Below are 22,442 nucleotides of genomic sequence, written 5' to 3'. Positions count from 1 at the left end.
CGGTTGTCTCCCGGCTCGCGGGGAGACAACCATCAGGCGGGAAACACCAGCGCCAGTCCTTAGCGCACTTGTCAGCGCACCTCCTTCAGGTACTGTTCGCTGAACGCCTTCTGCACGTCGGCCATCTTGCCGAAGTCCACCGCCTTGGCCCGTGCGTATTCGGTGGCCGGCAGGAAACGCGCCTGGACTTCCTTGGGCACCACGCCGGCGCGCACCGGGCGCAGGTAGGCGTTGGCCCACAGCGCCTGGCCGGCGTCGGACAGCACGAAGTCAAGCACCTTGCGGCCTTCGGCCTCATGCGGCGCCTTGTTGACCAGGCTCATCACGTAGGGCACCACCACCGAGCCCTCCTTGGGAATCACGAAGGCAACATTGGCGTGGTCCTTGTAGCGGGCACGATAGGCGTTGAAGTCGTAATCGAGCAGGATAGGGATTTCGCCGGACAGCACGCGCGCATAGGCGGTCTGCTTGGGCACGATCGGCTGGTTTTTCTGCAGGTCCTTGAAATACCTGAAGGCCGGGCCGAAGTTGTCGAGCGTGCCGCCCATGGCCTGGTTGACCGCCACTGCGCCCACGTAGCCGACGAAGGCGCTGGCAGGGTCGAGATAGCCGACCAGGCCCTTGTACTCGGGCTTGAGCAGGTCGGCCCATGACTGCGGCACCGGCTTGCCGCGCAGCGCGTCGACGTTGACCATGAAGCCCAGCGTGCCGGAATGGATGGCGAACCAGTTGCCCTGCGGGTCTTTCAGGCCGTCGGGAATGTCGGCCCAGTGGGCAGGCTTGTAGGCGGCGGTCACGCCGTCCTTCCTGGCCTGGATGCCGAAGGTCACGCCGTAGTAGACCACGTCGGCCACCGGGCTGGCCTTCTCGGCGACCAGCTGTGCCAGCGACTGGCCGGAGTTCTTGTTGTCCAGCGGCACGGTAACGCCGGTCTTTTCCTTGATGGCGCGGATCTGTGCCGCCCAGTCGGCCCATTCGGGCGGGCAGTTGTAGCAGATCGCGGTCTGGGCGGCCACGCCCTGGCTGAACGCGGCGGCGCCAAGCGCCAGGGCAATCCAGCGCAGCGGGCGGCGCCAGGAAGGAATAGGTTGCATGAGAGGCTCCTTGGTTGGGGACAGCGGTGGGGAATGCAGCATGCGCAGGCGGTCAGGCGCGATTCGGCGCGGTTATGGTGACGGCGGGGCGGCCACGGTGCCGTTGACGCGCAGCGCGTGCGGCAGCAGCGTGACGCGCGGCAGCGCCGCCGAGGCGCGTCCGCCATCGTGCAGCCGGGCAAGCAGCCGGGCGACGGCGCCGGCGCCAATCTCCGCATTGGGTTGCACGACGGTGGCCAGCGGCGGTTCGACCACGTTGCCCAGCGCGATCCCGTCATAGCCCAGCACGGAGATATCGCGCGGCACGCTCAGGCCGAGGCGCCGGAGGTCGGAGATCACGCCGATGGCCAGCAGGTCATTGGTGCAGAAAAAGGCGCTGGGCGCATCGTTTGCCCGCACCAGCGCGCCGATCTGTCCGGCATTGCTGGCGGTGTGCGATGGCAGGCAGACTGGCGCGGCGGGCTTCAGCCCGTGCGCGCGCATGGCGTCCTGATAGCCGGCAAAGCGCTGGCGCGCGCGGTCCGAGGCGACAAAGGCGCCCGACACCACGGCGATGCGGCGGTGCCCGGCGGCGATCAGGGCCTCCACGCCGGCGCAGGCGCTGCGCCGGTTGTCCACCGATACCGAATGACGCCGGCTGCGCGGCCCGGCCTGGTTGTACGCCAGCACGTAGGGCACGCCCTCGCCGTCGAGTTGATCCAGCACCGTGCTGCGCGCCGCGTCGGCCACGGTCAGCACCATGCCGTCCACGCGATGGCGCAGCAGGTATTCCACACGCTCGCGTTCGCGCGCCGGCTCGTAGCCGCTGGTGACCAGCATCAGCGAATAGCCGCCCGCCAGCGCGGCTTCCTCGATGCCGTGCCAGCACTCGGCGAACACCGCGTTTTCCAGCGTCGGCAGCATCACGCCGATCATGCGGGTCTGCTGGGCGCGCAGCTTGCTGCCCAGCAGGTTGGGGCGAAAGCTGAGCCGGCGCGCCGCCTCGTGCACACGCTGGGCCGTGCTGTCGCGCACCAGGTGCGGGCTGCTGAACACGCGCGATGCGGTGGCGAGCGAAACCCGCGCGGCTTGCGCCACGTCGATCAGGGTGGCGCCGGCCGTCGTATCGGACCTGGCCCCGGCGGGATCCTTGCGATTCACGCTTGCGGCTCCGGATGAAAACGTTTTCATTGAAGGCGGAAAAAAACGGGCGTCAAGGCATTCCGTCGCTGCACTGCCGCAGAAGGCGGCTGGCGGACGGGTGCCTGCACCCTGTCTGGACGGCATTCTGAGTGGGCTGGATGACAGGGGGATGACATCCGGTGGGAAGGGCGGCGCCCGGCCTACGTCACGACTGTCTGCGTCAAGGTGCGCCTGCCGGGCGTGCCCGGGGATCTGGCGTGGACCTGGCTGCCTAGGCCACCTCGCGCAGCGCGGTCTCGCGCGGCATGGGGATATCCCCCACGTGCCGCACCGACGGATACCCGGCCGCAAACACCAGCCGCCCGCCGGACCAGGTATGCGTGACCATCGGCAGCCCGGCGACGCCGGACACGGCAATCACGTCCGCGCGCAACCCCGGCGCCAGGCGGCCGCGGTCGTCCAGCAGGCAGGCGTCGGCGGGATTGGCGGTGACCAGCGCCAGCGCCTCGTTCAGCGGCAGGTCGGCCAGGCGCGCGGCGGCATACGCGGCGGCGATCAGCGTGGACGGCTGGTAGTCCGAGCACAGGATGGTGCCCACGCCGGCATGGATTGCGTCGATGGCGCGCATCGACCCGCTCTGGCTCTTGCCGCGCAGCACGTTGGGCGCGCCCAGGATGGTCGGCAGCGCGTGGGCGTAGGCGGCCTGCGCGGTTTCCAGGTTGATCGGGAACTCGCTCATGCGCACGCCCAGCGCCTGCATGGCGGCAATGCGCTGCGGCGAGTCGTCGTCATGGCTGGCGGTAGGAATACCCAGCGCATGCGCGCTGGCCACCAGCCGGTTGACGCGCTCATGCGCGCCCTCCAGCGCGGCGGCCTTCTTGTGGGCGGCGTCGGCGGCTTGCTCGCGGCTCATGCCGTGGTTGCCCATCATGTAGGCCAGGTAGGCGTCCATGGTCTTGAACTGGCCCTGGCCCGGCGAATGGTCCATCACGGACAGCAGGTCGACCACGCCCTCGGCCATCAGGGCTTCCAGCACCGGCACCGCGCCGGTATCGGTGACCTCGTAGCGGCAGTGGATGCGGTTGTCGACCAGGCTGTGGCTGCGATATGCGGCTACCGTGCGTACCACCGCGGCCGCGGTCTCGACATTGCGCACGCCGAACTGGTTGCCGGCAAAGGACAGCGCGTGGTACGGCGTGGTGATGCCCGCCGCGGCGTTGCGGCGGTCGACCTGGGCCACGGCAAAGTCCAGCGGGAACAGCACGCTGGCGCGGGGCTCGACTTCTTTCTCGATGGCGTCGCAATGCACGTCGACCAGGCCCGGCATCACGGTGTGGCCATGCAGGTCGATCACCGTTGCGTGGGCGGGCACGGCGGCGGGTGCCGGTTCGATGGCGGCGATGCGGCCATCCGCGATCAGCAGCGCGCTGTCATGCAGCACGCGGTCCGGCAGCACCAGGGTGGCGTGGGTCAGGTAGGTCGCAGACATGTCTGGCTCCGTTCTGGGCAGTTCGATTCAGGCTAGGGCGGTGGCGGGGTGCAACGGCAGCAGGCGGGTGGCGACGGCATCGCGCACGGTTTCGTCGTGGAAGATGCCGATCAGCGCGCGGCCTTCGGCCAGGGCTTCACGGATCAGGTCGACCACCACGGCGCGGTTGTCGGCGTCGAGCGAGGCGGTGGGTTCGTCCAGGAGCAGGATCGGATGGCCCCCGATCAGCCCGCGCGCAATATTCACGCGCTGCTGCTCGCCGCCGGAGAAGGTGGCCGGCGGCAGGTCCCACAGGCGGCGCGGCAGGTTCAGCCGCGCCAGCAGTTCGGACGCGCGGGCGCGGGCTGCCTCATGGCTGGCGCCGCGCTGCCGCAGCGGATCGGCCACGACGTCGAGCGCGCCGACGCGGGGAATCGCGCGCAGGAACTGGCTGACATAGCCGATCACGTCGCGGCGCAGCTTCAGCACGCGCTGTTCGGGGGCATCGGTCAGCTCGACCCAAGGCTCGCCCTCGGCGCTGGTATCGCGCAGGCGGATGCTGCCTTCGGTGGCCAGGTAGTTGCCGTACAGGCAGCGCAGCAGGGTGCTCTTGCCGGTGCCGGACGGCCCGGACAGCACCAGGCATTCGCCGCGCGCGGCATCGAAATCCATCGCGCGCAGCACCGGCAGGCGGATGCCGCCCTGGTTGTGCAGCGTGAACATCTTGCCGAGGCCACGGACCTCGACCAGGTTCTGGGAGTGTTCTGCGTGCATCGTCGTCAGCCCTGCAGGATGGAAGAGACCAGCAACTGCGTGTACGGATGCTGGGGATCGTCGAGGATCTGGTCGGTCAGGCCTTGCTCCACCACGCGCCCGCCCTGCATGACCAGCGTGCGGTGCGCCAGCAGCCGCGCCACGGCCAGGTCGTGCGTGACCAGCACGGCTGCCAGGCCAAGGTCCGCCACCAGGCGGCGCAGCAGGTCCAGCAGGCGGGCCTGCACCGACACGTCCAGCGACGCCGTGGGTTCGTCCATGAACACCAGGCGCGGGTGCGTGACCAGGTTGCGCGCGATCTGCAGGCGCTGCTGCATGCCGCCGGAGAAGGTGCCGGGCACGTCGTCCAGGCGCGCCAGGTCGATCTCCATCTTCTCCAGCCAGTTGCCGGCGACTTCGCGCAGGTTGCCGTAGTGGCGCTCGCCCACGGCCATCAGGCGCTCGGCGATATTGGCGCCGGCGCTGACCTGCATGCGCAGGCCGTCGCGCGCGTGCTGGCGCACGAAGCCCCAGTCGGTGCGGGCCAGCAGCCGCAGGCGCGCGCTGGACAGCGTGGCCAGGTCGGTCAGGCCGGACTCGCGCATGTCGTAGCTGACGCTGCCGCGCTGCGCCGGGGCCTGCATCGACAAGGCCTGCAGCAGCGTGCTCTTGCCGGAGCCCGATTCGCCCACCACGCACAGCACCTCGCCCGGGTACAGATCGAAGCTGACGTCATGGCAGCCGTGCAGGCCGTCCCAGGTGCGCGTCAGGTTGCGCACCGACAGCAGTGGAGTGGTGCTCATCGGGCACCTCCGGCAGCGGTCCTGACGGCCTGGGCCGCCTGGCGGTCGGCGCAGTATTCGGTGTCCGAGCACACGAACAGGCGCGTGCCGGCGTCGTCGGTAATGATCTCGTCCAGGTAGCTGTCGGTAGCACCGCACTGGGCGCAGCAGCTCGACCACTTTTCCACGGTGAAGGGGTGGTCGGCAAAGTCCAGGCTCTTGACCGCGGTAAAGGGCGGCACCGCGTAGACGCGCTTCTCGCGCCCGGCGCCGAACAGCATCAGCGCGGGGCTGCGGTCGAGCTTGGGGTTGTCGAACTTGGGAATCGGCGACGGCCGCATCATGTAGCGCTGGTTGACGATCACGGGGTAGTCGTAGGTGGTGGCGATATGGCCGTGATGGGCGATGTCCTCGTACAGCTTGACGTGCATCGCGCCGTACTCGGCCAGCGCGTGCATGGTGCGGGTCTCGCCCTCGCTCGGCTCCAGCCAGCGCAGCGGCTCGGGGATGGGCACCTGGAACACCATGGTCTGGCCCGCGCGCAGCGGGGTTTCCGGGATCCGGTGGCGGGTCTGGATGATGCTGGCCTCGGCGGTGCGCTCGGTGGTCTGCACGCCGGTGACGCGGCCGAAGAAGCGGCGGATATTGATGGCGTTGGTGGTGTCGTCCGAACCCTGGTCGATCACCTTGAGCACGTCATCCTTGCCGATGATGGCGGCGGTCACCTGGATGCCGCCGGTGCCCCAGCCGTAGGGCAGGGGCATCTCGCGGCTGCCGAAGGGCACCTGGTAGCCGGGAATCGCCACGGCCTTGAGCAGCGCGCGGCGCAGCATGCGCTTGGTTGACTCGTCGAGGTAGCCGAAGTTGTAATGGTCGTCGCGGGCAATGCCCGTGGACTGGGTAGCTTGGGCGGAGGTCATGCCAGCGTCTCCTCTTGCGGCTGCGGTTGCGTCTGAACGGGAGCGGACACGGCGCCATCCTGGTCCGCGCGCAGCCGGCGCAGCAGTTCCAGGTTGGCCTGGAAGTCCACGTAGTGGGGCAGCTTCAGGTGCTGCACGAAGCCGGAAGCCTCGACGTTGTCGCTGTGGTACAGCATGAATTCGATATCGTTGGCCGGGGCGTCGGCGGCCTCGCCCAGCTCTTCGGCGCGCATGGCGCGGTCGGCCAGCGCCATCGACATGGCCTTGCGCTCGTTGTAGCCGAACACCAGCCCGTAGCCGCGCGTGAAGCGCGGGGCCTCGTCGGCATTGCCGGCGAACTGGCTGACCATCTGGCATTCGGTCAGCTCGATCTCGCCGATGGTGACGGCAAATCCAAGCTCTTCCACGAACAGTTCGACCTCGGCCGTGCCGTAGCGGATCTCGGCCGCGAACGGGTGCGAGTTGCCGTAGCCGCGCTGGGTGGAATAGCCCATCGACAGCAGGAAGCCTTCATCGGCGCGCGCCAGGTTCTGCAGGCGCGCGGCGCGGTTGGCCGGGAAGGCCAGCGGCTCTCGCGTCAGGTCGGGCGGCGTGGGGTCGCCGGGGGGGATCGCGTCGGCCTCGACCAGTTCGTCGGCTTCCAGCAGCCCGGTCACGCGCGGCATGCTGGCGGCGAGGGGTTCGGGCGAGGGCGGCAGCGCTTCGGGATCGCGGCCGGCTTCAAGCGAGAAATCCAGCAGGCGCTGGGTGTAATCGTAGGTTGGCCCCAGTACCTGGCCGCCCGGCACGTCCTTGAAGGTGGACGAGATCCGGCGCTGCAGGCGCATCGCGCCGGTATCGACCGGCTGGGTATAGCCGAAGCGCGCCAGCGTGGTGCGGTAGGCGCGCAGCAGGAAGATCGCCTCGATCTGGTCGCCGGCGGCCTGCTTGAGCGCCAGCGCTGCCAGGTGCGGGTCGTACAGCGAGCCCTCGGCCATCACGCGCGATACCGCCAGCGGCATCTGTTCGCGGATCTGCGCCAGCGTGAGTTCCGGCACCGCGGTATCGCCGCGGCGGTAGGCATCGAGCATCTGGTACGAGTTGAGGATGGCGCGTTCGCCTCCCTTGACGGCTACGTACATGTCATTCCTCCACCAGCGTGGTGCGTGTCAGGGCGCAGAAGCGCTCGCCGCTGGCCAGCAGCAGGTCCACGCCGAGCGGGAAGCCGGCGTTGTTGGCACGCCAGCTCGCGCGGAAGTCCGCGGGCAGACCGGCCGGGCGCAGCAACTGCGTGGTGTCGATACCGGGGCCGCGCAGCGTGAGGGGGTCGCCGTCGGTCAGCGAGGCGACTTCCACCAGCAGCGTGGCCGAGCGGTCCGGGAACGCCGGGTCGCCCTGCGCGCAGTCCGCCAGGGCCGGCATGGCGTATCCGGCGGGCACACATACGAAGGCCGCGGTGCCGACATCATCGGTAAGCGGGCAGCCACAGTGAAAGCGCAGGAACGCGCGTGCCGCCGCCGGCACGCCGGCGGGCAGCCAGACCTGGGTATCGGGATCGGCCAGCGTCAGCAGCAGCGCGGCCAGCGCGGGCGACAGGCCGTCGGGCAGGCCGCTGGTCACGGGCAGCGTTTGCAGCTGGCCGGGATGGGCAAACGCCTGCAGCGCGGCGCGGAACACCTGCTGGGCGTCGTCGACCGGGTTATTGAAGCCCGGCAGCAGCGAGGCGGCCGGCGCGGGCAGGGTCGGTTGGGTGGCAGTCATGTCAGTCCTCTCCCCGGACCATGGTGAAGAACTCGACGCGGGTCTGGGCGGCGGTGGCCGCCGCGTGCGCGGCGCGCTCGGCCTGTGCGCCGGCCAGCGGCGCGAGCACGAGTTCCTGCACGCGCTGGTGCCAGGCCGGGCGCTGCAGCAGCGCGTCCAGCACCGCTGCCTGTTCGGCATGGCTGGCGCTGCGGCCCTGGATATAGGCCACACCCGCGGTGGCGCCGGCTGCGCCGTCCTCCAGCACGACCGCGCAGCGCGTGACCGTGATTTCCCCCAGGTTGAACTGGGCACCGGTACCGCCTGCCCGGGCCCGGACCATCGCCATGCCGGACTCCGGCTTGCGCAGCAGCCGGTAGGCCGGCAGGGCCTGCGCCTGGCCGAGCCGCTGGTAGGCGCCGTCGAGCGCGTCGGTGGGCGCGGTCGCCAGGACCCGGAGCCAGGCGGCGCGGGCGCTATGGTCGGCAAGGGCCTGCGCGGTTTCGCTTTGCATCATCACCCCTATACGTCTATACGTTTAGATGTTATTGCTGGAACACGCAGCTACTAGACCACATGCAGATGAACGTTTCATGACGGGGCAGGGCATCGCTCGGGCACCGGCGCCGCGGGGCGCAAACTGAGGCACAATCGCATGGGATTGGTGAACGCTTGATGACAAGAGGCAGCGCAAGATGTCAGATCGAGAAGTGGAGCGGGGTTCGGGCGTGGCCGTCTGGCGCCAGATTGGCGAGGCGCTGGCGGACGATATCCGCAAGAAGCTGTACCTGCCCGGCGAACAACTGCCCCCGGAGCCGGAACTGGCCACCCGCTTTGCCGTGAACCGCCACACCATCCGCCGCGCCATGGGCGAGCTGGAGCTGAGCGGGCTGGTGCGGATCGAGCAGGGCCGCGGCACCTTCGTGCAGGAGCATGCAATCGACTATGCGATCGGGCGCCGCACGCGGTTCTCGCAGAACCTGGCCGCGCAGGGCGTGCGCGGACACACCGAGATCATCGACAGCCAGGTGGTGCGCGCGCCGGACGTCGCCAAGCAGCTTGGGCTGCCGCGCACGGCCGAGATCCTGCACGTGCAGATGATCGGCAAGGCCGAGGACCGCACCATCGACGTTGCCGAGCATTACTTCGATCTCAAGCGCTTCCCTGGTATCGACGAGGTGCTGCGCGCCAGGCAATCGGTGTCGCGCGCGCTGGCGCATTTCGGCATAGCCGACTACACGCGCAAGTGGTCGCGCATCACGGCGGCCATGCCCAGCGCGCCGGTGGCGCGGTTGCTGAACCAGCCCAAGACGCGCCCGGTGCTGCAGGTGGAGGCGCTGAACGTCGATATCGACGGGGCACCGGTGCAGTACAGCGTGGTGCGGTTTGCGGGCGACTGGGTGCAGCTGACGGTGTCCGACCATGACTGAGGACGGCTGCGCCACCGGTCGCCGGTGTGCCGTCATTGGTCTAGACATCCGGCTGTCATCTGCCTTGGCTAACATGTGGCCCGTCCACACCACCAGACCAGCGCGGCCGCCATGCCGGGCGTCAGACGCCGCTGGTAACCTTGCCGCATGACGCACGCAGCGCACCGTTACGCCATCTACCTGACGCCATCCGGGCCCCTGCACAAGTTTGGCAGCCAGTGGCTGGGCCGCGACGCCGATACCGGCGCCCGGCTGCCAGCCCCTGAAGGCGTGGCGCCACCGCCTGCAGACTGGGTCAGGGCCCCGGCCCACTACGGCCTGCACGCCACGCTGAAGCCGCCATTCCAGCTTGCGCAGGGCACCAGCGGTCCGATGCTCGATGCCACCGCCCGTGACTTCGTGCGCGGCCTGGCGCCGTTCAGCGCGCCGCTGGCGCTGCGCGCGCTGCGCGGCTTTGTCGCCTGGGTCCTGGCCGATGGCGGTTCGCCGCCCATGCACGCGCTGGCCGATGCCTGCGTGCTGGCATTCGAGCGTTTCCGCGCACCGCCCTCCGCGGAGGAGGTCGCCAGGCGCAAGCCGGACCAGTTGACCGACGAAGAGCGCCGCATGCTCGGCGCCTGGGGTTACCCTTACGTGTTCGGCACCTTCGTTTTCCATATCACGCTGACCGGCATGCTCGACGCCGCCAGCCAGCGCGCCGCGATCGAGCGCCTGGAGGTTGCCAGCGGCAAGCTGCTGCAGACGCCGCTTCATGTGGACGGCATCAGCGTATTCGCGCAGCCGGCTCCGGGCGACGACTTTATCGTTGCGCGCCACTACGGCTTCAACGGCAGCACCACCGACGGCGCCGGCGCGGCGCACCTGGACGCATGAACGCACACACCACGGCCGACGGACACGGCCTGTTCTACCTGATGGGGCCATCCGGCAGCGGCAAGGACTCGCTGCTGCGCGCGCTGCGCGAGCGGCTCGGGCAGGACGACCGCATTGTCATCGCACATCGCTATATCACCCGCGAGGCCGATGCCAACGAGGCCTCCGTTGCTCTGACCCGGGATGAGTTCCGGCGCCGCCAGGCGCTCGGCTGCCTGGCGCTGGACTGGCAGAGCCACGGGCTGCACTACGGCATCGGCATCGAGATCGAGCAGTGGCTGGCCAGGGGCCTGAAGGTGATCGTCAATGGCTCGCGCGAGTATCTGCCGCAGGCGGTGGCGCGCTACCCGAAGCTGTGCGCGGTGCACGTGCGCGTTCGGCCAGAGGTGCTGGCCTCGCGGCTGCGCCAGCGTGGCCGCGAGTCGGAAGCAGCGATTGCCAGGCGCCTCGCGCGCGCGGCGCAGGCGTTCCCCGTGCCGGCAGGGTGCCGGCTGGTCGAGTTCGACAACAGCGGGGCGCTGGAAAACGCCGCGGAGGCGTTCGCGCGGCTGGTCGGCGCGACACCGGGCAGCGCATTAACCTTAAGCTAGTGTCCTGTTCCGCAAATACCTTGCCATGAAATCGCCCAGTTGGCCGCCATGCGTCGTTGCTCGTCGTTGCCATAGCTACGGCTATGGCGCCTCCTCGCGCCTAGCCTGACGACCAACTGGGCGATTTCATTTTGCCAAGTTATCTACGGAACAGGACACTAGCCAGTGCGTGGAGCGCAGCATCCGCCTGCTGGCCTTGCCATCACAGTCCGATGCTGAAGCTGATGCCGTGCTCGATGAAGCCGAGCTGTCGATAGAACCGGTGGGCCTGCAGGCGCCGCGCATTGGACGACAGCGCCAGCTTGGACGCACCGGCCTCGCGCGCCAGGCGCATGGCCTCACGCATCATCGCCTTGCCGATGCCCATGCCGCGCGCGGACGGCGCCACTACCACGGCCTCGACAATGGCCTCGGGCCGCCCGTCGTGGACCATCACGGGAAATACCAGCAGGCTGAAGGTGCCGACAGGCACCTCGTCCTCATCCACCATCATGTAGCAGCGGTAGTCCGGATAACGGCGCATGGTGGCGTAGCGCTCGCGCATGATGGCCAGCGGCAGCGGCGGTTCGTCGTCCATCGCGGCCAGCAGCGCGGACAGGTGCCGCAACTCCGCGTCGGAACCGCGCACTTCGCGCAGGGCAAGCACGACTTCGGTCATGGTGTTCATGCGTCATTCCGCGCGCAACGCGCGGCCATATCCAGATAGTGCGCCAGCGGCGGCGTGGCCAGGTCGACCACCTTGGCCAGGTCGTCGTAGCGGCGCAGGCGTACCGCGGCGGCGGCATGGTGGCCGGCGGCGAATGCATCGGCCTGCGCGGCGTTGTACGGACCGCCTTGCAGCGCCAGGCTCTGCACCGAAGCCGGCGACAGGGTGGCGAAGTATTCGGGATCAACGGCGCACAGATAGCGCTTGGCCGCCACGTGCAGGCGCACGGGTTCAGTCACGTCGTCGCCGAACAGCCCGGCCAGCGCATCGGCGGCGGCTTCCTGGTGGCGCATGTCGGTGGTGGTGCTTTCGGCCAGCAGCAGGTGGCCGACGTCGTGGAGCAGGGCCGCGACGATCAGCGGCTGCGGCTCGCCGGCCTGTTCGGCCAGTTGCGCGCATTGCAGCGCGTGCGCGGTCTGGCTGACGGCTTCGCCGCCGTACCAGGCGTTGCCGTGGTCGGCAAACAGGGTTTCGATGCGGGACAGGGTTAGCATGGTGTCAGACCAGTACCTTGCGGATCTGGGCGGAGAGGATGTCGATGGCCGAGACAAAGAGGATGATGATGATCATCACCGCACAGGTCTCACCATACTGGAAGCTGCGGATGATCTCCCACAGCACGGTGCCGATGCCGCCGGCACCAACGATGCCCACCACCGAGGCCGAGCGCACATTGGATTCGAAGCGGTACAGCGCGAACGACAGCCACAGCGGCAGCACCTGCGGAATCACGCCGTAGACGATCTCCTCGAGCGGGCCGGCGCCGGTGGCGCGCACGCCTTCGACCGGGCGCGGGTCGATGGCCTCCACGGCTTCGGCGAACAGCTTGGCCAGCACGCCGGTGGTGTGGATCCAGATCGCCAGCACGCCGGCAAACGGGCCCAGGCCGACGGCCACGATGAACAGCATGGCAAATACCATCTCATTGATGGCGCGGCACGCGTCCATGATGCGGCGCGCGGGCTGGTAGGCCCACGCCGGCACGATGTTGGCCGAGCACAGCAGCCCCAGCGGCACCGCCATCACCACGGCCAGGGCAGTGCCCCACAGCGCGATCTGCACGGTGACGAGCATTTCATCCAGGTAGTGCTGCCAGTCGCGGAAGTTGGGCGGGAAGAAGTCGGCGGCAAACTTTGCCATGTTGCCCGAGTCGCGCACCAGGTCCAGCGGGCGCATGTCGGCGCCTTGCCAGGACAGGGCCAGCATGGCCAGCAGGACCGCCCAGGTCAGCATCACGGCAAGGGAGGTGCGCGGCGGGCGCACGTTGCTTTGGGGCGTGGGAGGCAGGCCGGGCCTGGCGGTGACAGTCATGGAGCGATCCGGAATCAAGCGGGGGAAGCGAAATCGATGCGGGGCCGGTGGCGGCTTGCGCCGTCGGCCCCGGTGGTGCGTACTTATTGCGTGCTGGTGGCGTGGCCGGCGGCCTTGTCCAGCTCAGCCAGGCGGCGGCCCACCTCGGCCAGGCGCTTTTCCTTGTCGGCGGCGGCCAGGGTGGTGTCCGATTCGATCTTGGCCTTCTCGCGGGCCAGCTCGATCTGGCGGATCGGCACCAGCTGCGCATCGCTCGCGGTGCGGAAACCCTGGTAGGTCAGGGTGGTCAGCACCTGCTTTTCACGCGCGGCGTCGGCGCCCTTGCCGTAGTTGACGAAGAAGGCCTGGATCTTCTTCTTCATTTCCGGCGGCAGGTCCTTGCGGTAGACCATCGGGTCGGCCGGGATCAGCGGCGACTTCCACAGTACGCGCACCTGGTCATAGGCGTTCTTGCCCGTGTTGATGCGATAGCGCTCCATGTTTTCCGTGTTGTTCACGGCCACGTCCACCTGCTTGTTCAGCACCGACAGCAGGTTGGTCTCGTGGTTGCCGATGCGGACGGCCTTGAACAGCGTCTTGGGATCGACCTTGTTGGCGGTCCACAGGTAGAAGCCCGGCACCGCCGTGCCCGAGGTGGAGTTGGGATCGCCGGCGCCGTAGCTGAGATCCTTGCCGCGCTTGATCACGTCTTCGACGCTCTTCAGGTCGCTGTCCTTGTTGACGATCAGCAGCGACCAGTAGCCCGGGTTGCCGTCCTTGTCGATCACCGAGGCAAAGACCTCGCCGCTGGCGCGGTCCACGGCCTCCATCGCCGACTTGTTGCCGAACCAGGCGATCTGCACCTTGTTGAAGCGCATGCCTTCGATGATGCCGGCATAGTCGGAAGCAAAGAACGGCTTGACCGGAACGCCCAGCGTCTTGCTGAGATCGTCGATCAGCGGCTGCCAGGCGGACTTCAGGTTCGACGACGATTCGGTCGAGATAAAGCCGATGTTCAGGCTCTTGGCATCCTGCGCGAAAGCGGGCAGGGCGACCACGCCCGACGCCACGACGGCGAGAAAGGTTCTGCGAAGCATGGACAACTCCGGTGGGAAACGGTTTGGGTTAAAGCGATTTCGCGGATCGGCGGCCGTTCAGGCGGCTGCCAGGTGCATCGTGACCATTGCCGGTGCCGGCATGGCCGTGGTGGATTCGTCTTCTTCCGGAACGGAATCGAGCAGCAGCTCGTCGGCTTCCGTGCCGTAGAGATCGCGCAGCATGCCGGGCGTGAGCGCCGCGGAGGGGCCGTCATAGACCACCTTGCCGTGGCGCAGCGCCACCACCCGGGGGCAGTAGCGCATGGCCACGTCCACCTGGTGCAGCGACACCAGCACCGCGACCTTGCGCGTGCGGTTGATCTGCCTGAGCAGCGACATCACACGGCGCGAGGATTCCGGGTCGAGCGAAGCGATCGGTTCATCGGCCAGGATTACCTTTGCGTTCTGCACCAGCGTGCGGGCGATGGCCGCGCGCTGCTGCTGCCCGCCCGACAGCGTCGAAGCCCGCTGAAACGCATAGTCGTCTATACCAACTTGCGCAAGCGCATCGAGCCCGCTCTGGACTTCATCGGCCTTGAAGATGCGCAGCAGGCTGCGCCACTTGGGTACCCGGGCCAGCATGCCGACCAGCACGTTGGTGATGACCGGAAGACGGCCCACCAGGTTGAACTGCTGGAACACAAAACCGATCTCGCCCCGCACCTTGCGCACATTGCCGGCCAGGCGGCCGTTGCGCTGCACGTGGCGCCCGTTCACGAGGATCTCGCCGGCGCCGGCATCGCCGGTGACAAATCCCGCCACATGGCGCAGCAGCGTGGACTTGCCCGATCCCGATGCGCCCAGCAGGGCGACCATCTCGCCTGGCGCGATCTGCAGCGTGACATCGTCAAGCGCCTTGCGGTCCGCGCGGAACGATTTGGAAAGCCCGCGGACTTCAATTGCGTGCGTCATGGCGACTCCCTGACTTGAATGACCTGCGCATTCTGGCCGGGGTGGATGACAGAACGATGACTTGGGGTGCGATCCGGACAGGAGATGCTGCCGGCGTGATCCCGGTGGCGTTTATGCACGCGGTAAAGTCTCGTATATTCCCGTGCTTTGGGCAGATTTCCGGTTGCGCCATGCCAGCGCACTCATGCTTCGAATGCATGCATCTGCCCCGAGTCCTGGCTGCGACGTCCAAAACTAAGTGTCTGATATGAAAAAGCTTTTCCCAAAACGAATCTGGGCCTTCGCCGCCGCGGCCCTGCTTTGCGGCACCAGTGCCCACGCTGCCGACCGCGTCGATCAGGCTGGGCTCGAGCGCGCCGTGAACGAGGCCATCCTCCCGGTCATGACGGCGCACAACGTGCCGGGCATGGCCGTGGCGGTCACGGCCGGTGGCAAGCAGTACTACTTCAACTACGGCGTCGCCGCGAAGGAGGGCGGACGCAAGGTCGACGCCGACACGCTGTTCGAGATCGGCTCCATCAGCAAGACCTTCACCGCCACGCTCGCCGCCTATGCGCAGGCCGGCGGCGCCTTGTCCCTCACCGACAACGCAGCCAGGTACCTGCCCCAGCTTGCCGGCAGCAGCCTGGGCAAGACCAGCCTGCTGGATCTGGGCACGTATGCGGCGGGCGGGCTGCCGCTGCAGTTTCCCGATGCCGTCACCGATATGGACAAGATGGTCGACTACTTCAGGAACTGGCGTCCCAGGTATGCGGCCGGTACCCACCGGCAATACTCGAACCCCAGCATCGGCCTGTTCGGCTACCTGGCCGCCAGGAGCATGGGCCAGCCGTTCGATGCACTGATGGAGAAGACCCTGTTCCCGGCGCTGGGGCTGCGCAGCACCTATATCACGGTGCCGAAGGCGCGCATGGGCGACTACGCCTATGGCTATGCCAATGACGGCAAGCCGGTCCGCGTGACGCCCGGCGTGCTGGATGCCGAAGCCTACGGCGTGAAGACCACGTCGGCCGACATGATCCGCTTTGTCGAAGCCAACATGAACAGCGCCGGGCTGGATGCCAGGCTGCAGCAAGCGATCGCCGGCACCCACACCGGATACTTCAGGGTGGGCGACATGGTGCAAGGGCTGGCCTGGGAGATGTATGCCTGGCCTGCCAGGCTCGACAGCGTACTGGCCGGCAGCGCGCCGCAGGTGGTGTTCGAGGCCAACCCGGTGACCCGGCTGGAGCCGCCGCTGTCCGCATCCGCCAGCACGCTGGTCAACAAGACCGGCTCGACCAATGGCTTTGGCGCCTATGTGGTCTATGTGCCGGCGCAGCGCATCGGGGTCGTGATGCTGGCGAACAGGAACTTCCCGGTGGCGGAGCGGGTGAAGGCGGCATTCAGGATACTGGCGGCGCTGGAGGAGGTGCCTGGCGGCGGCCGCGCCGCGGGGTCCGAATGATGGCGATATGCAAGCCGTTCAGCCAGGTCAGTCGAGCGGCTTGACGCGCCGGAATGCGCGGAAGAGCGCCAGGTCATAGGCAATCTTGAGCACGCCGCACGCAACCAGCGGCGTTCCGACCCAGCCGACGGCCAGCAGTGCGCCGGCAAGCGTCGGACTGATTGCGGCAGCCAGGCTTCTGGGCACGGCGGTCAGGCTTGCAGCCGCCGGCCGTTCCGGCGGCGTCACCACGGCCATGACATAGGCGGTCCGGGTCGGCACATCCATCTGCGACAGGGCGCTGCGTGCCAGCAACAGCGCCAGCGTCGCTGCCAGGGAAGGGGAGAGCGCGGCTGCGATCAGGCAGACGCTGGATGGAATATGGGTGAACACCATCGTATTCAGCAACCCGAACTTGCGAGCCAGCGGCGCGGCAACCAGTTGGGAGCCTGCGCTGAGCAACCCTGCACAGAAGAAGAACTGGCCAGCGGCACCAGCGGAAAGACCGAAGCGCTGCATCAACCAGAGCGCCAGCAGGGAGTTCACCACCAGGCCGCCGGCAAACGCGTCGACGCTGAAGAGCAGGGCAAGGCGGGTCACGATCCGGCGGGACGGACCCAGCGGGACTCTTGCCGAAGCCAGGTGCGGCGGCGGGTCCGGCATGCGGGCATAGAGGAACCAGAGCGCGGCACCGGTCAGGGCATAGACCATGAACATGGCTCGCAGGGCGACAAGGACAGGGATCCCGAATCGTGCCGCGAGCCAGTCCGGCAGCGCCGCCGCCAGCGCGCCAATGGCGGCGCAGAGGCCTCCGGTCAGGCTGTAGCGGGCAAACAGCGCCGTGCGGGCATCGGCGGCAGCCGCATCGGCAAGGCCAGCGTGCTCCAGGGGCAGGAAGACGCTGACGTCGCCGGAGCTGGGATTGAGCGTGCCAATGAATGCGACGAGCAGCAGCGGCCAAAGGGAAGACAGCCCGGCGAAACCAATCCCGGTCGCGGCCATCAGAGCCGCCGCCGCCACCAGCAGGCGGCGCTGCGGATAGCGGTGCCCGATGACGCCCACCAGAATGGTTGCAAGTGCCGAGCCGATCAGGGTGGCACTGCTGATCAGTCCCACTGCCAGTTGCGCGAAGCCGAGCGCCAGCAGGTACGCTGGCAACAGAACCGCGATAAACCCGTCACAGAAGCCGCGGAGCGCGCGGCCAACGAGCAGCGGCACGGCACTGGGGTGGACGCCGTCAGGCAGTGCGATGCGAGCAAGCCGGCCCCTGCCACTGGTCATAGCAGCATCATCAGGATGAACAGGCGGATGGTCGATTCAGCCGAACCGTGAAACATGAGCCTTGGCCCTCTGTACTGGCGACGGAAATCTGCCCCTGATGCAGTTCAACCGCCAGCTTGACAAGATACAGTCCCACCCCGGCGCCCGTCGTGCCCGCCACGTTACCGCCGCGGACGTAGCGCTCGAACAGATTCTCGACATCCTTCCTGGGGATCCCGATACCGCGATCGGTTACTGCGACCTGGATAGCGTCCGCCTCGCCGGATACGCGCACCGTGATTGGCGAACCCTCTGGAGAATACTTGATGGCGTTGCCGAGCAGGTTGCTGAAGGCCTGGAACAGCAACTCGGCATCGCCGCAAAAGGCTGTCGGTACTTGTGCGTCGACGATCGTCTCGATCACGGCCGTCGGCGTACTGTCCCGGTGCATCTCGCAGACGTCGTCCAGAAGTCGCGGCAAGGAGAATTCTGTCCGTTGCAGCGTGCTGAGCGTGGCATTTTTCAGCAGTTGCGAGGAATCGAGCAGGTGGTCGATCAGGTTGGTCATGCGCTGCACGGCAGCCCGGATCTTGCCACAACGCTCACTGAGGATCTCGGCGGAAGGTGGCTCCTTCATCCGGGTCAGCCGCTGGGCATGGCCGTCGATCACATTCAGCGGTGTGCGGAACTCGTGTGAAGCCATCGTGACGAAATTACCCTGCATTTCCGCCATGCGGCGCTCATTCTCGAGTGTCTCCTGCAGCACCGCCGTCTGGGCGGCAAGCGCTGCCTTGTTGCGCTTGAGCTCGACGGTGTTATCGCGAAAGCGCACCACCGCGCGCGCAATGTCTCCGATCTCGTCCTGCCTGGCGGCACCAGGGACATCGATGCTCAGGTCGTTATCCGCGATGCGGTGCATGCGTTCGACCAGATCCGCGATCGGGCTTGAGATGGATTTGACGACATAGGCCACCGCTACGATCACAAGGAGGATCGACATCAGGATCGCTGCGGCGATCAGGCCGAGGGCTTCCTGATAGGCTAGCGCTTCGCGTTCGGTTGCCTCGGTAGCTCCGGCAATATTGCGTGCCGTCAGCGTGTCAAGCGTGCGGTTGGCCACGTCGAATGCATGCCGCGATTCGCCCTGATAGAGCCCGATTGCCGCGGCTGTCTCGCGCGCCCGCGCCAACGTCATGACGCGGGTGGCCAGCCGCCGGTATGCCTCCCATTGCGTGGTGAATTGCTCAAAGAGCGCGAGCTCGGTCGGATCGTGCTCGATGATCGCGTAGCGGATTGCACCCTCCGAGATGACCTCGCCCAGTATGGTCAGTTGCTGTGCCGCGGCGTGCAGGTCGGTGCGCGAGACGGCGATCAGCAGATCGCCCTCGCTACCGCGGAAATCGGAGATGTTGTTGTTGAGCTCGCCCAGGATACGGTTGCTCTGCAGCCAGCGGCCACTGATCTGGGCAGATACATTATGAAAACTTGCGAGTCGATCGATGCCAAAGGCTCCCACCCCGATCACCAGCAGGAGGAACAGCACGAGCACCAGCGACAGCCGGACACGAATCGGCCGCAGCATCGGCACGGAACCGGGCAGGCGGGCGAGCCGCCACAACGCCGCGCGCCTGATCGGCTTGCGCGGCGTCGCTCGCATCGAGTCATCCATAGTTCGACTTGCTTCGGGATCTGCCATCCCCGTCGCTGCATTCGCGGGCGCAGGAATTGGACGGACCGTGTGTCATGATGGTTCGCCCTGGACGGCTTTGCATAACTGCCGGGACGAGCCCTGGGCCCGCCCCGGGACGGGTGAAAATCACGGCTGAGCGCTTGCCTCGATGGCGCCGTCGCCGTCCGGCCCCTTGTCCTTGCCGAGGAACACCATCCGCAGCGCGGGCACGATCACCAGCAGCATCAGCGGTCCCACCAGCATGCCACCCACCACCACGGTGGCCAGGGGTCGCTGCACCTGACTACCGATACCAGTGGAAATTGCCGCCGGGAACAGACCGATGCAGGCCGAGAGGGCCGTCATCAACATCGGGCGCATACGGTGCTGGGCGGCCTGGAACATGGCCTCGGTCGACTGGAAGCCTTGCTGCCGCAACTCGTTGTAGTAGGTAATCATCAGGATCCCGTCCATCACCGAGACACCGAACAGCGAAACGAAGCCAATCGCCGCCGAGATGCTGAAGTCGAGTCCGGTGAGAAACAGTGCTGCCACGCCGCCGGCGATGGCGAATGGAATACCCGCCAGCGCCAGCAAGCTGTCGCGCAGCGAGTTGAACAGGCCATACAGCAGCACCAGAATCAGCAGAATGCTGACCGGCACGATCAGTTCCAGACGTTTCTTGGCTAACTCCAGCTCTTCGAATTCACCCGCCCATTCGATGTGGTAGCCCTCAGGCAGTTTGACCGCCTTCGTAATGCGCTCCTGCGCTTCGGCGACCGTGCCACCGAGGTCGCGCCCCCGCACGCTGAATTTGACCGGGATGTAGCGCTGGTTGCGCTCGTGGTAGATGTACGAGGCACCAGTGTCGAGCGTGATGTCGGCCAGCGCGCTAAGCGGAATGTAGGCGTTGCTCCCGCCCGAGGTCTGGTAGGCGACCTTGATATTGCGAACGGCGTCAATGCTGCCGCGGTACTCCGGCGCCATCCTTACCGTCAGCGCGAACTGGCGATCGCCTTCGAGCACCGTGGTCGCTTGCGTGCCGCCGAGCGCGGCCTGCACCACGGTATTGACGTCACCTGTGTTCAGGCCGTAACGCGCCGCGGCCTCCCGGTTGACCTTGATGTTCAGGTTGGGCTGGCCCAGCACGCGGAACACGCCAAGGTCAGTGATGCCCTTGACCTGTCCCATCTCGTGCTCGACCTGGTCGGCCAGCTTCTCCAGCACCGCCAGGTCGCGGCCGACGATCTTGACTGAATTCGCGCCCTTGACTCCCGACAAGCCCTCTTCGACATTGTCCTGGATATATTGCGAGAAATTCATGGAGACGCCAGCAAACTCGTCCGCAAATTCCTTCTGTACATCCGCGACCAGCTTGTCCTTGGTCATCCCCGCGGGCCACTTATCGAAAGGTTTGAGTGGTACGAAGAATTCAGCGTTGTAGAAGCCGGCGGCGTCGCTGCCATCATCGGGCCGGCCATGCTGCGATACCACCGTCTGCACCTCGGGATGCTTGAGCAGGATCTGCCGCATCCTTGCCACCGGCGGGATGCCGGCCTCGAGCGAGGCGGTCTGCGGCATGGTGGCGCGAATCCACAGATTGCCCTCCTCGAGCGTGGGCAGGAACTCGGTCCCCAGGCGCGGTATCAGCAGCCCGGTCACTACCAGCGCCAGGGCGCCGACGGTCACCGCAACCTTCTTGTTGGAAAGCGACCACTTCAACGCCGGCGCATAGACATGGTGCAGGGCACGCACCAGCCACGTTTCCTTCTCCTCGATATGCTTGGGCAACAGGTACGTGCAAAGCACCGGTGTGATGGTGAACGTCGCGATCAGGGCGCCTAGCAGCGCATAGCCATACGTGCGCGCCATCGGCCCGAAGATCTGGCCTTCCACGCCCTGCATGGTGAACAGCGGCACGAAGGCAGCCAGCGTGATCGCAGCCGAGAAGAACACCGCCTTGTCCACCTGCAGCGCGCTGACAAAGATCATCTTCAGGCGATCCGGCACGCGCATGCCCAGTATCTTGGCATCCCGGCTCGCCAGCAGCCGCGCCTGCTCCGCCAGCGGCATCTGGAAATTGCGGAAGATGTTTTCCACCAGGATCACTGAGGAATCCACGATGATGCCGAAGTCCACCGCCCCGACCGAGAGCAGGTTGGCCGACTCGCCCAGCAGGACCAGGATGATGATGCTGAAGAACAGCGCAAACGGGATGTTGACGCTGACGATGATCGCGCTGCGCAGGTCGCCGAGGAAGATCCACTGGATAAAGAACACCAGCAGGCAGCCGAACAGCAGGCTGTGCAGCACGGTGTGGGTGGTGACCGACACCAGCGTCGAGCGGTCATAATACGGCGCAATCTTGACCCCGGCCGGCAGCGTGCCGTCGCTGTTGATCTTGTCGATCTCGGCTTTGACACGGCTGACGACGTCGTTGGTCTGCAAGGTGCGGTTCATCACCACGACGGCGGTGACCACATCGTCCTCGTTGTCGCGCCCGGACTTGCCCAGCCGGGGCGTGAAGCCGACCTTCACCTTGGCCACGTCCTTGACCTGCACCGGTACGCCGTTGCTCTGTGTGAGGACGACCTTCTCGATGTCCTTGACGTCCTCGATCAGGCCGACGCCGCGGATGTTGACCGATTGCTGGCCGAGGTTGATGGTGCGCCCGCCGACGTTGATATTGGCGTTGCCAAGGGCGGTAATCATCTGTGGCAGCGTGACGTTGTACGTATCGAGCTTGTGCAGGTCGGCCTCGACGTCATACTCCTTGGTGGTGCCGCCCCAGCTGACCACTTGCATGACACCGGGCACGGTCTTCAGGCGGCGCTGCAGCACCCAGTCCTGGATGGTGCGCAGGTTGGTCAGGCCGAAGTGCTCGGGACCCTTCAGTTGGTAGCGATAAATCTCGCCCACCAGGCTCGATGCCTGGATCTGCGGCTGCACGTTGTTGGGCAGGCTGACGTTTTGCTGCAGGCTGAGGGCGGCCTGCGTATAGGCAAAGTAGTAAGGGATATCGTAACGGAAGGTCACGCGTACAAAGGAAAGCCCGTAGAACGAGGTCGAGCGGATGCTTTCCACCCCCGGCGTCGCCGCCAGCCCCACTTCCATCGGCACCGTGTAGTAGCGTTCCATCTCCTCGGCGGACAGGCCGGGCGCCTGCGCGGTAATCTCCAGGATCACCGGTGCCGGGTTCGGATAGGCCTCAATGTTCAGCCTGGAAAAGGCGAACAGTCCCGCCCCGGCAAACACCAGCAGGAACAACAGGATGAGCGGTCGTCGGGTCAGCGACAACCGGAGAATGGCCCTCAGCACGGTCTACCTCTTC

21 protein-coding genes are annotated in these 22,442 nt (G+C 66.9%); 4 read left to right on the top strand and 17 right to left on the bottom strand.

Annotation, left to right across the window (positions count from 1 at the left end):
- Positions 1 to 71 precede the first annotated feature (71 nt).
- The 9 genes from ACZ5MJ_RS32275 to phnG form a co-directional block, all read right to left on the bottom strand.
- Positions 72 to 1,094, bottom strand: coding sequence for an ABC transporter substrate-binding protein (locus ACZ5MJ_RS32275; RefSeq protein ID WP_464225155.1), 1,023 nt, complete (start codon positions 1,092 to 1,094; stop codon positions 72 to 74).
- Positions 1,095 to 1,166: 72 nt separating this feature from the next.
- On the bottom strand, positions 1,167 to 2,264 hold the full coding sequence (locus ACZ5MJ_RS32270; RefSeq protein ID WP_464225153.1) for a substrate-binding domain-containing protein: 1,098 nt from the start codon (positions 2,262 to 2,264) through the stop codon (positions 1,167 to 1,169).
- A gap of 223 nt (positions 2,265 to 2,487) precedes the next feature.
- A complete protein-coding gene (locus tag ACZ5MJ_RS32265) occupies positions 2,488 to 3,705 on the bottom strand; it encodes an alpha-D-ribose 1-methylphosphonate 5-triphosphate diphosphatase (protein ID WP_464225152.1) in 1,218 nt (405 codons plus the stop codon).
- 27 nt (positions 3,706 to 3,732) lie between these two features.
- The gene (gene phnL / locus ACZ5MJ_RS32260; protein WP_464225151.1) at positions 3,733 to 4,458 is read right to left on the bottom strand and encodes a phosphonate C-P lyase system protein PhnL; all 726 of its coding nucleotides are present in this window, start codon (positions 4,456 to 4,458) and stop codon (positions 3,733 to 3,735) included.
- Positions 4,459 to 4,463: 5 nt separating this feature from the next.
- Positions 4,464 to 5,240 (bottom strand): phosphonate C-P lyase system protein PhnK, encoded by a 777-nt coding sequence (gene phnK / locus ACZ5MJ_RS32255; protein ID WP_464225150.1) that lies wholly within the window; start codon positions 5,238 to 5,240, stop codon positions 4,464 to 4,466.
- Positions 5,237 to 6,139, bottom strand: a complete 903-nt coding sequence (locus ACZ5MJ_RS32250; RefSeq protein WP_464225149.1) for an alpha-D-ribose 1-methylphosphonate 5-phosphate C-P-lyase PhnJ — start codon at positions 6,137 to 6,139, stop codon at positions 5,237 to 5,239. Before ACZ5MJ_RS32250 ends, phnK begins: the two co-directional genes overlap by 4 nt.
- Positions 6,136 to 7,260 (bottom strand): carbon-phosphorus lyase complex subunit, encoded by a 1,125-nt coding sequence (locus tag ACZ5MJ_RS32245; RefSeq protein WP_464225148.1) that lies wholly within the window; start codon positions 7,258 to 7,260, stop codon positions 6,136 to 6,138. Before ACZ5MJ_RS32245 ends, ACZ5MJ_RS32250 begins: the two co-directional genes overlap by 4 nt.
- A 1-nt stretch (position 7,261) precedes the next feature.
- Positions 7,262 to 7,879, bottom strand: a complete 618-nt coding sequence (gene phnH / locus ACZ5MJ_RS32240) for a phosphonate C-P lyase system protein PhnH (protein WP_464225147.1) — start codon at positions 7,877 to 7,879, stop codon at positions 7,262 to 7,264.
- Position 7,880: 1 nt separating this feature from the next.
- A complete protein-coding gene (gene phnG / locus ACZ5MJ_RS32235) occupies positions 7,881 to 8,375 on the bottom strand; it encodes a phosphonate C-P lyase system protein PhnG (protein WP_464225146.1) in 495 nt (164 codons plus the stop codon).
- Positions 8,376 to 8,553: 178 nt separating this feature from the next.
- On the opposite strand from phnG, the gene phnF reads away from it, so the two are divergent.
- From phnF to phnN, 3 genes are all read left to right on the top strand, one after another.
- Complete coding sequence (gene phnF, locus ACZ5MJ_RS32230) at positions 8,554 to 9,288, top strand: phosphonate metabolism transcriptional regulator PhnF (RefSeq protein ID WP_464225145.1); 735 nt, start codon at positions 8,554 to 8,556, stop codon at positions 9,286 to 9,288.
- Positions 9,289 to 9,435: 147 nt separating this feature from the next.
- A complete protein-coding gene (locus tag ACZ5MJ_RS32225) occupies positions 9,436 to 10,161 on the top strand; it encodes a DUF1045 domain-containing protein (protein WP_464225144.1) in 726 nt (241 codons plus the stop codon).
- Positions 10,158 to 10,751 carry a phosphonate metabolism protein/1,5-bisphosphokinase (PRPP-forming) PhnN gene (phnN, locus tag ACZ5MJ_RS32220; protein WP_464225143.1) on the top strand — a complete coding sequence of 198 codons (594 nt, stop codon included), beginning with the start codon at positions 10,158 to 10,160 and terminating at the stop codon, positions 10,749 to 10,751. The genes ACZ5MJ_RS32225 and phnN overlap by 4 nt, the downstream gene beginning before the upstream one ends.
- A 202-nt stretch (positions 10,752 to 10,953) precedes the next feature.
- On the opposite strand, the gene ACZ5MJ_RS32215 is transcribed toward phnN, so the two are convergent.
- The 5 genes from ACZ5MJ_RS32215 to phnC all read right to left on the bottom strand — a co-directional run bounded on the left by ACZ5MJ_RS32215 (position 10,954) and on the right by phnC (position 14,756).
- Positions 10,954 to 11,418, bottom strand: a complete 465-nt coding sequence (locus tag ACZ5MJ_RS32215) for an N-acetyltransferase family protein (RefSeq protein WP_464225142.1) — start codon at positions 11,416 to 11,418, stop codon at positions 10,954 to 10,956.
- Positions 11,415 to 11,951: a phosphonate degradation HD-domain oxygenase gene (locus tag ACZ5MJ_RS32210; protein ID WP_464225140.1), complete on the bottom strand. Its 537-nt coding sequence runs from the start codon at positions 11,949 to 11,951 to the stop codon at positions 11,415 to 11,417. The genes ACZ5MJ_RS32215 and ACZ5MJ_RS32210 overlap by 4 nt, the downstream gene beginning before the upstream one ends.
- A 4-nt stretch (positions 11,952 to 11,955) precedes the next feature.
- Complete coding sequence (gene phnE / locus ACZ5MJ_RS32205; protein ID WP_464225139.1) at positions 11,956 to 12,768, bottom strand: phosphonate ABC transporter, permease protein PhnE; 813 nt, start codon at positions 12,766 to 12,768, stop codon at positions 11,956 to 11,958.
- Positions 12,769 to 12,851: 83 nt separating this feature from the next.
- Positions 12,852 to 13,844: a phosphonate ABC transporter substrate-binding protein gene (gene phnD, locus ACZ5MJ_RS32200; protein ID WP_464225138.1), complete on the bottom strand. Its 993-nt coding sequence runs from the start codon at positions 13,842 to 13,844 to the stop codon at positions 12,852 to 12,854.
- Between the two features lie 57 nt (positions 13,845 to 13,901).
- Positions 13,902 to 14,756, bottom strand: a complete 855-nt coding sequence (gene phnC / locus ACZ5MJ_RS32195) for a phosphonate ABC transporter ATP-binding protein (RefSeq protein ID WP_115214878.1) — start codon at positions 14,754 to 14,756, stop codon at positions 13,902 to 13,904.
- 247 nt (positions 14,757 to 15,003) lie between these two features.
- On the opposite strand from phnC, the gene ampC reads away from it, so the two are divergent.
- Positions 15,004 to 16,203 carry a class C beta-lactamase gene (ampC, locus tag ACZ5MJ_RS32190; RefSeq protein ID WP_464225136.1) on the top strand — a complete coding sequence of 400 codons (1,200 nt, stop codon included), beginning with the start codon at positions 15,004 to 15,006 and terminating at the stop codon, positions 16,201 to 16,203.
- A 27-nt stretch (positions 16,204 to 16,230) separates the two neighbouring features.
- Here ampC and ACZ5MJ_RS32185 read toward each other — a convergent pair whose 3' ends face one another.
- The 3 genes from ACZ5MJ_RS32185 to ACZ5MJ_RS32175 form a co-directional block, all read right to left on the bottom strand.
- Positions 16,231 to 17,463, bottom strand: a complete 1,233-nt coding sequence (locus ACZ5MJ_RS32185; protein WP_464225135.1) for an MFS transporter — start codon at positions 17,461 to 17,463, stop codon at positions 16,231 to 16,233.
- 10 nt (positions 17,464 to 17,473) lie between these two features.
- On the bottom strand, positions 17,474 to 19,024 hold the full coding sequence (locus tag ACZ5MJ_RS32180; protein WP_464226671.1) for a sensor histidine kinase: 1,551 nt from the start codon (positions 19,022 to 19,024) through the stop codon (positions 17,474 to 17,476).
- Positions 19,025 to 19,258: 234 nt separating this feature from the next.
- On the bottom strand, positions 19,259 to 22,429 hold the full coding sequence (locus ACZ5MJ_RS32175; protein WP_464225134.1) for an efflux RND transporter permease subunit: 3,171 nt from the start codon (positions 22,427 to 22,429) through the stop codon (positions 19,259 to 19,261).
- Positions 22,430 to 22,442: the final 13 nt, after the last annotated feature.

The organism is Cupriavidus sp. LA-1, assembly GCF_055385985.1.
The sequence above is the reverse complement of the archived record's forward strand: the minus strand, read 5'-3'. Positions and strand labels throughout refer to the sequence as shown.